9 protein-coding genes are annotated in these 13,278 nt (G+C 69.9%); all 9 read left to right on the top strand.

Annotated elements, in window-relative coordinates; all coding sequences use genetic code 11:
* Positions 1 to 337: 337 nt before the first annotated feature.
* The 9 genes from VF584_02460 (at position 338) to VF584_02420 (ending at position 13,046) form a co-directional block, all read left to right on the top strand.
* A complete protein-coding gene (locus VF584_02460) occupies positions 338 to 1,510 on the top strand; it encodes a fibronectin type III domain-containing protein (protein ID HEX8209022.1) in 1,173 nt (390 codons plus the stop codon).
* Between the two features lie 472 nt (positions 1,511 to 1,982).
* The gene (gene hutH / locus VF584_02455; protein ID HEX8209021.1) at positions 1,983 to 3,515 is read left to right on the top strand and encodes a histidine ammonia-lyase; all 1,533 of its coding nucleotides are present in this window, start codon (positions 1,983 to 1,985) and stop codon (positions 3,513 to 3,515) included.
* Between the two features lie 247 nt (positions 3,516 to 3,762).
* Positions 3,763 to 4,335: a Uma2 family endonuclease gene (locus VF584_02450; protein HEX8209020.1), complete on the top strand. Its 573-nt coding sequence runs from the start codon at positions 3,763 to 3,765 to the stop codon at positions 4,333 to 4,335.
* A gap of 119 nt (positions 4,336 to 4,454) precedes the next feature.
* Positions 4,455 to 5,030, top strand: coding sequence for a Uma2 family endonuclease (locus VF584_02445; GenBank protein HEX8209019.1), 576 nt, complete (start codon positions 4,455 to 4,457; stop codon positions 5,028 to 5,030).
* 28 nt (positions 5,031 to 5,058) lie between these two features.
* Positions 5,059 to 6,732, top strand: a complete 1,674-nt coding sequence (gene hutU, locus VF584_02440; GenBank protein HEX8209018.1) for a urocanate hydratase — start codon at positions 5,059 to 5,061, stop codon at positions 6,730 to 6,732.
* Positions 6,729 to 7,451, top strand: coding sequence for a hypothetical protein (locus VF584_02435; GenBank protein HEX8209017.1), 723 nt, complete (start codon positions 6,729 to 6,731; stop codon positions 7,449 to 7,451). The genes hutU and VF584_02435 overlap by 4 nt, the downstream gene beginning before the upstream one ends.
* A gap of 228 nt (positions 7,452 to 7,679) precedes the next feature.
* Positions 7,680 to 8,192, top strand: a complete 513-nt coding sequence (locus tag VF584_02430) for a hypothetical protein (GenBank protein ID HEX8209016.1) — start codon at positions 7,680 to 7,682, stop codon at positions 8,190 to 8,192.
* A 73-nt stretch (positions 8,193 to 8,265) separates the two neighbouring features.
* Positions 8,266 to 9,471, top strand: a complete 1,206-nt coding sequence (locus tag VF584_02425) for an ATP-binding cassette domain-containing protein (protein ID HEX8209015.1) — start codon at positions 8,266 to 8,268, stop codon at positions 9,469 to 9,471.
* On the top strand, positions 9,468 to 13,046 hold the full coding sequence (locus tag VF584_02420; GenBank protein ID HEX8209014.1) for a M1 family aminopeptidase: 3,579 nt from the start codon (positions 9,468 to 9,470) through the stop codon (positions 13,044 to 13,046). Before VF584_02425 ends, VF584_02420 begins: the two co-directional genes overlap by 4 nt.
* The last annotated feature ends 232 nt before the right edge of the window (positions 13,047 to 13,278 follow it).

The raw sequence follows: 13,278 nt of genomic DNA, 5'->3' as shown, positions 1-13,278 counted from the left end.
GGCGGGTGGCGCTCTCGCATGCCTTGAAGTGAACCCAGTCGGAGAGCCGGATGCGGGAAATCCGCACGTCCGGTTCGATGAGCGGGTCGGGGAAACCGGGCAACCATGCCACGGCGCCCCGACTCGACTCTACTGAGGCTGTTGTTTTTGAGCGGGTGTCCTGAACGCAGGACGCCCGTTTTCCTTTGGCGCGGACAAGCGGCAGGGAGCCGCCGGGAGGGGCGAAAAGGGAAGGTGTTGCGGCGCAATAGGTTGGAAAATTGGCGCAGCGCGGAACGGGCGTTGCCTTTGGGGATGGCGGCACCCGTCCGAGGTTACCCTCCAGCACCACACGACCATGCGCACCTCTTTCCGCATCACCGCTCTCGCGGCGCTCGTACTCGGCGCCGGCGCGTGCGACAACGAACCGATCTTCGTGGGCGACCGGCCCGGCGCCCCGGAAGACCTCCTCGCGGAGTACGCGTGGGTCTTCGAAGGCTTCACCGCCGCCGGCCAGTCCGTGGGGCACCCGGCCGTGGACCTCACCTGGTTCCCGCCGAGCGACTGGGACCAGGAGCCCTTTCGCGTCTACGGGAAGCGCGGCGGCGGCTCCGGCTTCTTCCTGATCGCCACCGTCACGTCGTGCACCGAGAACGGGTGCACCTACCGTGACCGCAACGTGGCGCCGGGGACCACGTACGAGTACTACGTCGCCACCGTCAACGAGGCGACGGACGAGGAGACGACCAGCGACACGCGCGAGGTGATCTTCGTTCCGGCCACCAGCATCCCCGCCGCGCCGCGGCTGGAGACGCCGGTGGCGCTGGACAGCGCCGTCTACCTGCGCTGGACCGACCCGTCGAACGGGAGCAACGTGGGCCGCTACCGCGTCTTCCTGACGCGCATCGACGCCCGGAGCGACTACCTGTACCCGGTCGGCGAGTCGGATGGGAACGGGTACGTGGACCTGAACGCCGCGAACGGCCACACCTACGGCTACCGCCTGGCCGCCGTGGACACGCTGGGCCGCGTGAGCTCGCTGAGCGCCGAAGTCACCGCCATCCCGCGACCCGATCGCGCCGCGGAGCTGGTGTACGCACACAGCTCCAACCCGGCGCAGAGCGGCTTCCGCTACAACGTCACCACCGGCACGGCCGCCGTGGTGAGCGGCACCACGGCCGACGCGCACTGGAGGCTGGAGCGCGACGGGACCGGCTGGCGGATCGTGCCGCTGAACGGCACCCGCATCGCCGACGCGGGACGTACCACGGCGCTGGCGTGCGGCCCCGGTTCGGGTCCGGAGTGCGTCGCGGTGACCACGGCCCCGGCCGCGGGCTACTCCACCACGGCGGTGGCGCTGAACCCGGAGAGCAGCTACGTGCTCGCCTTCACCGTCGGCGGCCGCACCCACTACGGCGTCGTCCGCGCGCAGATCCTGGGGAGCGACCAGCAGAACCGCTCGCTGATGATCTTCGACTGGTCGTTCCAGATGATCTCCGGCGAGCCGCGCCTGGACCGGCGTTCCAACTGATGCCGTCGTCCCCGGGCGGCCGGGGCGGACGAACGCCGGGAAGCTGACTGATGCTCCCGTGCAGTCCGGGGCGGCGGCTTGAACGGGAAGTGCGTGAGCGCGTTAGTTCGCTAGACGAAGAGCGGGGGCGGCGCCGAGTGTGGCGCCGCTCCTGTTTTGGTGCAGCAGTCATGGCTGGGGCGAGTAAACTCGCGGCAACAACGGCACAAAGTCCGCCTCCGCGGACTCCGGGTCCGATGTCGCGGTTCGCGAGCCGGCTTCAGCCGCCTTTCCGTGGTTCCAGCCGGGGGCTTCAGCCCCCGGCGAAGCGGCCGGGATTCCCGCCTCCCACACCAATTCCCTCACGGAGCCTGCGAAGGCAGGCTTCCCGCGGTTGTTGCAGCGGTTTCAACCGCCGGGCTGCCAGTTGTCCCCCCCGCAGCAAACGCCTTATCTTGAACGTCCCCCGAACACCCTTCCCCCGGAGCGCGCAGTGCGGCAGCGGATCGAAATCGATGGCGACACCCTCACGCTCGAAGACATCGAACGCGTGGCGTTCGACTGCGAGGTGGAGGTCGCGCTCGCGCCCGGGACGGAGGAGCGCATTCTCCGCTCGCGCGCGGTGGTGGAGGCGGCGCTGCGCGAGGAGCGCGTGGTGTACGGCATCACCACCGGCTTTGGGCGCCTCGCCGAGACGGTGATCCCCATCGACCGGGTGGAGGAGCTCCAGCTCAACCTGATCCGCAGCCACGCCTGCGGAGTAGGCCCCGCGCTCCCCCGCGCGGAGACGCGCGCCATCACCCTGCTGCGCGCCAACGTCCTCGCCAAGGGCTTCTCCGGCGTCCGCCCGGAGGTGGTGCACGCGCTGATGGCGCTCCTCAACCACGGCATCCACCCGGTCATCCCGGAGCAGGGCTCGGTGGGCGCGTCGGGCGACCTGGCGCCGCTGTCGCACCTGGCGCTGGTGCTCATCGGTGAGGGCGCGGCCGAGGTCGGCGGCAGGGTCGTCCCCGGCGACGAGGCGCTGGGCAGCGCGGGGCTCCAGCCGCTCCGCCTGCAGGCCAAGGAGGGGCTCGCGCTCAACAACGGCACGCAGGTGATGACGGGGATTGGCGCCCTCCTGCTGCGCGGCGCGGAGCGGGCGGTGGACACCGCCGAGGTGACCGGCGCCATGACCCTCGAAGCGCTGCGCGGCACGCCCGACGCCTTCCACCCCGTCATCCAGCGCGCGCGTCCCCACCCGGGCCAGGCCGCCAGCGCCGAGCGCCTCCGCGCGCTCCTGGCGGAAAGCGAGATCCGCGAGAGCCATCGCGAAAACGACCCGCGCGTGCAGGACGCCTACTCGCTCCGCTGCATGCCGCAGGTGCACGGAGCCGCGCGCAACGCCTTCGCCTACATCGGCCAGGTGCTGGAGACGGAGTCCAACAGCGCCACCGACAACCCGCTCGTCTTCCCCGACGAGGGCGAGGGCGGGCTGGTGGTCTCCGGCGGCAACTTCCACGGGCAGCCGATCGCGCAGGTGCTGGACCTGCTGGCCATCGCGCTCGCGGACCTGGCTTCGATATCGGAGCGCCGCATCGAGCGCCTGGTGAACCCCGACCTCTCGGGCGACCTCCCCGCCTTCCTGACCGACGACCCCGGGGTGTGCAGCGGCTTCATGATCGCGCAGATCACGGCCGCGGCGCTGGTCAACGAGTGCAAGACGCTCTCACACCCCGCCAGCGTTGATTCCATCCCCACGGGCGCCGGCAAGGAAGACCACGTCTCCATGGGGATGACCTCCGCCCTCAAGGCGCGCAAGGTGCTCCGCAACGTGGAGACGGTGCTGGGGATCGAGCTTCTCTGCGCGGCGCAGGGGCTCAAGTACCGCGAGCCGCTGCGCCCCGGCCGCGGCGTGGAGCGCGCCTACCGCCTCTTCCGCGAGCGCGTCCCCGTCCTCACCTCCGACCGCATCCTCGCCCCAGACATCGAAACCGCCGCGTCCATGGTGCGCGAGGGCTCCTTTGCGGAGCTGTGGCGCACCTGATCGCGTAGTTGCGGCCCGTGGTGTTCATCGGCACGGCGGGTGCGCGTTGCACCACCTGATAAACGAGCGCGCATGCTGACGCCTGGGCCGACACTGACGATGCACTTGGCGTGGCTGTTCAAGGACTTCGGCTGATCTGCGCTGGCGTGATGCAGGCGAAGGCGTGTAGTTGGAGACGGATGGACGGATTCGGCGATCCGCGGCACATCGGGTGCTTGCAGGGTGGGCGCTAACCAGAGGAGGAATCATGGCGACGAAGCCCGCACTCCAGCAGTGGACTTATGCCGAGTACGCGCGCCTTCCCGACGACGGCAGGCGCTACGAGATCATCGCGGGGGAGGTGCACGTGAGCCCCTCACCCCATTACCGCCACCAGCTTGCCGGCATCCGGATCACAGGACTTTTCGAGAACTTCACCCGCGAGCACGGAATTGGGCAGCTCTACGGGCCCCTCGATGTCCTTCTCTCTGGATCGGACTACCTCATTCCGGATCTGCTGTTCCTGCGGCATGACCGCCGCGCGATCCTCTCAGACCGCGGGTTAGAGGGCCCGCCCGATCTCGTGATCGAGATCGTCTCTCCGTCGAGCATCTTGAGGGACCGCGGGTTGAAGCGCGAGCGGTACGCGCTGTTCGGCGTCCCGTTGTACTGGGTTGTGGATGTAGCGCTTCAGCAGATCGAGGTGTACCGCCTGGCCGAGGATCCGAACGGGCCACCGGAGGTCGTGACCGACACGCTGGTCTGGCATCCGGTTCCGGGCGGACCGGCGCTCACGATTTCGGTGCCGTTTGTGGTACATGACGGTGGGGACGATGGTTGAGCCGATCCGCGGCTGGCGGGATGCAGGCGAACCGCGCGTAGATTGAGACGGGCAGGATGATTCGGCGATCCGCGGCACATCGGGTGCTTCGGGGGCAGGCGCTAACCGGAGGAGGAACCATGGCGACGAAGCCCGCACTCCAGCGCTGGACCTATGCCGAGTACGCGCGCCTTCCCGACGACGGCAACCGCTACGAGGTCATCGCGGGGGAGCTTTACGTGAGCCCCTCACCGAATCCCATGCACCAGAAGGCGCTCATCCGCCTGTCGACCGCGCTCGAGCAGTTCACCCAGGAGCATGGGCTGGGCGAGATGTACCCCGGCCCCATCGACGTACTCCTGTCGGGTGCGGACTATCTGGTGCCGGACCTCGTGTTCGTTCGCGCGGACCGTGCGGAGGTCATCACCAGGCGCGGGATCGAGGCCGCGCCGGATCTCGTGATCGAGGCGATCTCCCCATCCACCGCGTTGCGGGACCGTGGGCTGAAGCGCGAGCGGTACGCCCACTCTGGCGTTCCGCTTTACTGGGTGGTCGACGTCGAGCTGCGCCACATAGAGGTGTACCGCCTCTTGCAGGAACCGGATGGCCCCGCCGAGATCATCCGGGATGCACTCGTCTGGCAACCGGTTCCGGGTGGCCCATCTCTTACCATCTCGGTCCCGTTCATCGTGGGCACTGTCAGCCGCCGCACCTGAGACACTCCTTACACCGACTTTTAGCCGCATGAGCACCATCATAGAGCCCCGCATCATCCGCGCGCCACGCGGCACGGAGATCTCGTGCCGGGGGTGGCAGCAGGAGGCCGCCCTGCGCATGCTGATGAACAACCTCGATCCCGAGGTGGCGGAGCGGCCCGAGGACCTGGTGGTGTACGGCGGGACGGGGAAGGCCGCGCGGTCGTGGGAGGCGTTCGACGCGATGGTGGAGACGCTGCGCTCCCTGGCGGACGACGAGACGATGCTGGTGCAGTCCGGCAAGCCCGTGGGGGTGATGCGGACGCACCGCCACGCGCCGCGGGTGCTGATCGCAAACAGCAACCTGGTGCCGCGCTGGGCCAACTGGGAGACGTTCCGCGAGCTGGAGCGGCAGGGGCTCACCATGTACGGCCAGATGACGGCCGGGTCGTGGATCTACATCGGCACGCAGGGAATCCTGCAGGGGACGTACGAGACGTTCGGGGCGGTGGCGCGCCAGCACTTCGGCGGGAGCCTGCGCGGCACGTGGACGCTCACCGGCGGCGTGGGCGGGATGGGGGGCGCGCAGCCGCTGGCCATCACCATGAACGGCGGCGCCGCGCTCTGCATCGACGTGGACCCGTGGCGGATCGAGCGGCGCATCGCCATGCGCTACTGCGACCGCATGACCGCCGATCTGGACGAGGCGCTCCGCTGGACGCTGGAGGCGCGCGACCGCGGCGAGGCGCTCTCCGTGGGGCTGGTGGGGAACTGCGCGGAGGTGCTTCCGGAGCTGGTGCGGCGTGGCGTGACGCCCGACGTGCTCACCGACCAGACCAGCGCGCACGATGCCCTGGTCGGCTACCTCCCCGCCGGGATGTCGCTCCAGGAGGGTGACGCGCTGCGCACCGCCGACCCGGAAGAGTACCAGCGACGCTCGCGCGCCTCCATGCGCGTGCACTGCGAGGCGATGGTGGAGATGATGCGGCGCGGCGCCGTCACCTTTGACTACGGCAACAACCTGCGCGCGCAGGCGCACGAGGCGGGGTTCGCGGATGCGTTCGCATTCCCCGGCTTCGTGCCGGCGTACGTGCGGCCGCTCTTCTGCGAGGGGAAGGGGCCGTTTCGATGGGTGGCGCTCTCCGGCGACCCTGAGGACATCCGCCGCACCGACGATCTGGTGCTGGAGCTCTTTCCCGGCGACGAGCTGCTGCACCGCTGGATCCGCGGCGCGCAGGAGCGGGTGGCGTTCCAGGGGCTGCCGTCGCGCATCTGCTGGCTGGGGCAGGGGGCACGGGCGAAGTTCGGCGTGGCGCTCAACGACCTGGTGGCGCGCGGCGAGGTGAAGGCGCCCATCGTCATCGGCCGCGACCACCTGGACACGGGCTCCGTCGCGTCGCCGTACCGCGAGACGGAGGCGATGAAGGACGGGAGCGACGCCATCGCCGACTGGCCGATCCTGAACGCGCTGGTGAACGTGGCGAGCGGGGCGAGCTGGGTGTCGTTCCACCACGGCGGCGGGGTGGGGATCGGGTACTCGCTGCACGCGGGGCAGGTGATCGTGGCGGATGGCACGGACGAGATGCGGGAGCGGCTGGAGCGCGTGCTGACCAACGACCCGGGAATGGGCGTCATCCGCCACGCCGATGCCGGCTACGAGACCGCCATCGAGACCGCGCGCCGCGAGAACATCCGCGTCCCGATGCTGGGCAGGGGCGCATGAGGCGCGCGCTTGCCGGGCTCCTGCTGGCGCTCGCGGGGTGCGCGCCCACGGTGACGCACGGCGCCCGGGTGGAGCCGGGGCTGTACGTGGGATATACCGGCGGGATCGTCGCGGCGGGGGACAGCGCCAAGGCGCCGGACGTCGTCACGCCGGAGTGGGTGCCGTACGTCCGCTACGGCTTCGTGGGGCGGCCGGGCGGGCTGGCCGGCTCGCTCGCGCTGTCGATGGCGCCGGAGGTGGAGACAGTGGTGCATGGAGACGCCTATCTCCAGCTCCCCACGTCCGATCCACGCTGGGCCTATGGGGGCGGAATAATGGGGTCGGGGCGGTTCGTGATGCCGTACGTGCAGCTCGGGCGCTCGTTCCCCCGGGGGTACGAGGCGTACACCACGCAGGCATGGGTGCACAGCACGGAGTTCACGAACCGGGATCTCGACCTGGATGCAGGTGAGGGCCAGGTCCGGCCCCGCTACTGGGCACCCACGCTCGCGCTCCGCCGCCGCGATGGTGCGCTCGCGGTCGGGCTGCTGGTCACGGGGGTTCTGGGGAGCTACGAGAACACGGCGTACGATTCCGCCCGCGCCGGCCCGGTCACGCGTACCCGCCCGCTCCGCGCGTTGACCGCCAGCGTAACCGCCGACGTGGACGTGGCGCGTTTCATTCGGGACGTCCTCAGCATCACGCGCCGTCCTATCCCGCGCGACGACCCGCCGCGGTAAGCCGACCATGCTCAGGGAATCGATGCGGAGCGCGGGGGCCGGGCTCGTTGCCGCCGCACTGGCGGCGTGCGCGCCGGTGCTGACGCATGGGCCGCGAGTGGAGCCGGGGCTGTTCCTCGGCGGCACCGGAGGGCTCCTGCTCACACGGGACACCGCTCTCGCGCCGGACGTCGTGACCCCGCAGTGGGTGCCGTATGCGCGCTACGGCCTGGCCGGGAAGCCGGTGGGGTGGCGGGCTCGCTCGCGCTTGCCCTGGGCAGCTCGCCAGAGAGCCCGGTGGAGGCGGATGCCTACGTCCAGCTTCCCTCCGGCGGTACGGACTGGGCGTACGGAACGGGTGTGGTGGCTTCGCCAGCACTCGCGATGCCGTACGTGCAGGTCGGGAAGTCTTTCGCCCGCGGTTACGAGGTGTATGCCACGCAGGCGTTCGTGCGCCGCAACGACTTCAACGACAGGCAGGTCTACCTGCTGGAGACCGCCCCTACCGAGGTGCGCCCGCGCTACTGGGCGACCACGGTGGCGCTCCGCCGGCGCGACGGACCGCTGGGGCTGTCGCTGCAGGTCACCGGCGCCTTCGGCCGCTACGACGAGAGGGTGCGTGACTCCGGGCCAGGGACGCGGAGCCGCCCGCTGCGCGCGGTGACCACCAGCCTGGCCGCCGACGTGGACGTGGCGCTCTTCGCAAGAGACGTCCTGGGCGTTACGCGCCGGCCGATCCCCCGCGAGAACCCGCCGCGGTAGGGCGCCATCGCGCAGGGGATCGCGATCCAGAAATACGCCACACGCTCCTCCCATCACCCCACGCCACCACACCGTGAACCTCGTCATCACGCAGCTTTCCAAGACGTACCCCAACGGCGTGCATGCGCTGCGCGGGGTGTCGCTCGCCATACAGCCGGGAATGTTCGGGCTGCTGGGGCCCAACGGGGCGGGGAAGAGCACCCTGATGCGCATTCTCGCCACGCTGCAGGAGGCGGACTCCGGACAGGCGCGGCTGGGCGAGATCGACGTGCTCCGCGACAAGGAATCGGTGCGCCGGACGCTCGGGTACCTGCCGCAGGAGTTCGGCGTCTACCCCGCCACGTCGGCGGCGGAGATGCTGGACCACTTCGCCTTGCTTAAAGGGATCACGGCCAAAGGGGAGCGGCGCGACACGGTGGCCGCCCTCCTTCGCCAGACCAACCTTTGGGATGCGCGGGCGCGGCGGCTGGACGGCTTCAGCGGCGGGATGCGGCAGCGCTTCGGGATCGCGGTGGCGCTGATCGGCGATCCGCAGCTGATCATCGTGGACGAGCCCACGGCGGGGCTGGACCCGGCCGAGCGCGCCCGCTTCCTCAACCTGCTCAGCGAGCTGGGGGAGCGCGCGGTCGTCATCCTCTCCACGCACATCGTGGAGGACGTGAGCGAGCTGTGCACCCGCATGGCCATCATCGACCGCGGCACCATACGCCTGGCGGCCGAGCCGATGCAGGCGGTGGAGGCGCTGCGCGGGCGCGTGTGGCGGCGCGGAGTGGAGCGCGCGCTGCTCCCCAGGGTGGAGGAGGCGCTCCCCGTCATCTCCACCACGCTGGTGGGCGGGCGCACGCTGGTGCACGTGTACGGCGACGCGCCGCCCGATTCGTCGTGGGAGGCGGTGGAGCCGGACCTCAAGGACGTGTACTTCACGGTGATGAAGGGGATCGAGGTGCACCCGGAGGCCGCCCCAACGGTGTCGCACGAGCCGCTGCCACCCCTCGTCCTGCCGCCGCCGATGGTGCGCGAGCCCGAGCCGCCCACCGCCGACGACCTGGGCCCGACCGACTGGTTCTCGCCGCGCCGCGCGGAGCCGCCGCCGCTTCCGTCACCGTTCGAGGCGCCGCCGCTTCCACCGCGCGTCGAGCCGTCGCCGTTTTCCCCGCTTGCTGAGGAAGCGCCGGCTGCGTCGCACGCCGAGGAAGAGTTGCCGCCGCTTCCCTCCCATGCCGCCGAAGTGCCACCGCCCTCCGAGGAGCGGCCGCGATTCCAGGGGAGCGACGGATGAGCGCGCTGCGGGGGCTCGTCGCCTTCGAGCTGCGCCACCACCTGCGGCGGATCTCCACCTGGGTGTACTTCGGCGTCCTCTTCCTGATCTCGTTGGTGGTCACGTTGTCGCGCGGGGGTGCGTGGCGCGACTTCGACATGGGGAGCGAGCTCCTCGTGGCCAACTCGCCGATCCGCATCTCCACGCTCATGCTGACGCTGGGGATACTTGCCGTACCCATCACCTCGGCGATCGCGGGGACGGCGGTGTACCGCGACTTCGAGACGCGCGCGTACCCGCTCTTCTTCACCACCGCGGTGCCGAAGTGGGCGTACCTGGGCGGGCGCTACCTGGGCGCGGTGCTCGCCAACCTCCTCATCCTCCTGTCGATCCCGCTGGGGATCATTGCCGCGAGCGCCTCGCCGTTCGTGGACGCGGACCGGGTGGGGCCTTTTCTCCCGCTCGCGTACCTGCATGCCATCGCGCTCATCACCCTTCCCAACGTGCTCTTCACCTCCGCCATCTTTTTGATGCTGGCCGCCACCACGCGGCGGATGATGCCGGTATACGTGGGCGGATTCGCGCTGCTGGTGGGGTGGGCGATCGCATTGATCTCCGCGGGCGCGGTGGACGAGGAGTGGCTGATCTACCTGGTCGACCCCTTTGGCGTGGCGCCGACGCTGCGCTCCACACGCTACTGGACGGTGGTGGAGCAGAACTGGTCGCTCGTCCCGGTCCCCACGCTCCTGCTGCTGAACCGCGCCCTCTGGCTGGCGGTGGGGGCGGGGGTGCTGGCTTGGGGCGCGCACCGCTTCCGCTTCGCGCACGCGGCGGACGAGCGCGATCTGAACCGCCCATCGGGGAGCCGCCGCACAGCGGACGAGGCGGCGCCGGTGGTGGTGCCGCGCGCGCACCGCACCTTTGACGCGCGGGCGCGTGCCTTACAGCTCGCCGCCACGCTGCGCCGTTCGCTGCGCGAGGTGGTGGGGAACGTGTACTTCCCCATCCTGGTGGGGCTCTGCCTCCTCTTCGTCCTCCTGGTGGGCGGCGACATCGGTGAGATCTACGGGACGCGCACCTTCCCGGTCACCTACAAGGTGCTGGAGACGCTTACCGGCAGCTTCTTCCTGTTCGTGATCATCATCATCACCTTCTACGCCGGCGAGCTGGTGTGGATGGAGCGCGACCGGCGCACGCACCAGCTCCACGATGCCACGCCGGTGCCCACCTGGGTGCCGCTGGTGGCGAAGCTGGCGGCGCTGACCCTCACGGTGGCGCTGCTGCTGGCGGCGTGCATGGTGTGCGGGATGCTGATACAGGCGGCGCGCGGCTACTTCCGCTTCGAGGTGGGGCAGTACCTGCGCGAGCTCTTCATCCACCAGCTCCTGGGGATGTACCTGCCGCTGATCGTGCTGGCGTTCGCCGTGCAGACGCTGGCGAACCACAAGTACGTGGGCCATTTCATCATGCTGGCCTACTACGTGGTCGGTCCGTCGATCTACGCGCTCGGGGTGAGCCACAACCTGCTCGTGTACGGATCCACGCCGTCGCTCCAGTACTCGGACATGAACGGCTGGAACGGCGCCGAGGGGTCGTGGACGTGGTATGCGCTCTTCTGGGGCGGCGTGGCGGTGCTGCTGGCGATCATCTCCAACCTCTTCTGGCGCCGCGGCGAGGAGCAGGGGGGCGGGTGGCGCACGCGGCTCGCCCGCGCCAGGGCCACCAGTCCGGTTCTCGTCGCCGCGGGGTTGGCGGGGCTGCTGGTGCTGGGGACGGGCGGCTTCATCGTCTACAACACGGCGATCCTCAACCCCTGGACGAGCGAGAACGATTCGGAGCAGGTGCAGCTTCGCTACGAGCGCGAGTACAAGCGCTTCGAGTGGGCGCCGCAGCCCAGGGTCACGGGGGTGAAGCTGCGGGTGGAGCTCTTTCCGCGCGCGCAGGAGCTGCGGGCGCGGGGCACGTACCGCATCCACAACCGCACGCGGTCGCGCATCGACTCGGTGCACGTGGACATCTCCAGCAGCATGAAGATCCACTCCTTCGCCTTCGACCGCCCCGCCACGAAGGTGGTGAGCGACTCGGCGGGCGGGTACTACGTGTACCGGCTGGGGCGCCCGCTGCTGCCGGGCGACTCGGCCGAGTTCCGGTTCGACGTCGCGCACCTCACCCCCGGCTTCACCGACGAGCCGCAGTACGGGCCGGTGGTGGAGAACGGCACGTTCGTGAACAACGAGGTCCTGCCACGCATCGGCTACAATCCGGAGGGGGAGATCACCGGCGAGGGGGACCGCGAGCACTATGGCCTGGCGACGCGCCCGCGCGTGTCGCCGATCACCGACCGGCGCGCCCGCAACGTCAACTTCATCTCGCGGGACGCGGACTGGGTGAGCTTCGAGGCCACCATCGTCACCGACGCGGACCAGACGGCGATCGCGCCCGGCTACCTGGTGCGGCCGAGCTGGATCGAGCGCGGGCGGCGCCACTTCCACTACCGGATGGACGCGCCGATCCTGAACTTCTACGCCTTCCTCTCGGGCCGCTACGCCGTGCGCCGCGACCGCTGGCGGAACGTGGCGATCGAGGTGTACCACCATCCGCCGCACAGCCGAAACGTGGAGAGGATGATCGGGGCGGTGAAGAAGTCGCTGGACTACTACACGGCGGAGTTCGGGCCGTACCAGCACCGGCAGGTGCGCATCCTGGAGTTTCCGCGCTACGCCGAGTTCGCGCAGTCGTTCGCCAACACCATCCCGTACTCCGAGGGGATCGGATTCATCGCGCAGGTGGGGAAGGAGGACATCGACTACCCCTTCTTCGTGACCGCGCACGAGGTGGCGCACCAGTGGTGGGGGCACCAGCTGGTGGGCGCGGACGTGCAGGGCGCCGCCATGCTGAGCGAGACGCTGGCCGAGTACAGCGCGCTGATGGTGATGGAACGCGAGTTCGGGCGCGCCCACATCGGCCGCTTTCTGCGCTACGAGCTGGACCAGTACCTCCGCGGCCGCGGCAGCGAGGGGCGCGCGGAGATGCCGCTGGCTCTCGTGGAGAACCAGCAGTACATCCACTACAACAAGGGCGCGCTGGCGATGTACGCGCTGCGCGACTACATCGGCGAGGCGCGGGTGAACGCCGCGCTCAAGGCCTTCCTCGACCAGTGGAAGTACAAGGGCCCGCCGTACCCCACGTCGCGCGACCTCCTGGTGCACCTGCGTGCCGCCACCCCGGACTCGCTCGGCTACCTGATCGACGACCTCTTCGAGCGCGTCACGCTGTACGACAACGCCACGGAGCGCGCCACTTCACGCCGCCTCAAGGACGGCCGCTACCAGGTGGACGTCCGCGTCCGCGCGCGAAAGGTGCGCGCCGATTCGCTTGGCAACGAGACGGAGGTGCCGCTGGATGACCGCATCGAGATCGGCGTCTACGGCGCCGACGGGGAGGTGCCGCTCTACCTCGCCAAGCACCGCATCCGCGCCGGCGTGCAGACGGTGCGCGTGATCGTGAAGGAGATACCGGAGCGCGCCGGCATCGACCCACTCCACAAGCTGATCGACCGCGAAAAGGATGACAACGTGCGGGAGGTGGAGGGGTAGGCGGGCCCCCTCCCCCGGGCCCCCTCCCCCGCCCGCGTGGGCGCAGGGCGGGTGAGGGGGAGAACTCCGCACGCGGCGCGGATATCCTTGTAGGGGCGCGATTTATCGCGCCCGCCCTTTCCCTGCCTCGACCTACTCCTTCCGCACCGATACCCGTAGGGGCAGACCTGCGTGTCTGCCCGCCCTCTGGGTGCGCACTGCCGCTGGGAATTCCAACGGTGGCCGCGGCTCT

Source organism: Longimicrobium sp., from assembly GCA_036389135.1.
GTDB lineage: Bacteria > Gemmatimonadota > Gemmatimonadetes > Longimicrobiales > Longimicrobiaceae > Longimicrobium.
The sequence above is the reverse complement of the archived record's forward strand: the minus strand, read 5'-3'. Positions and strand labels throughout refer to the sequence as shown.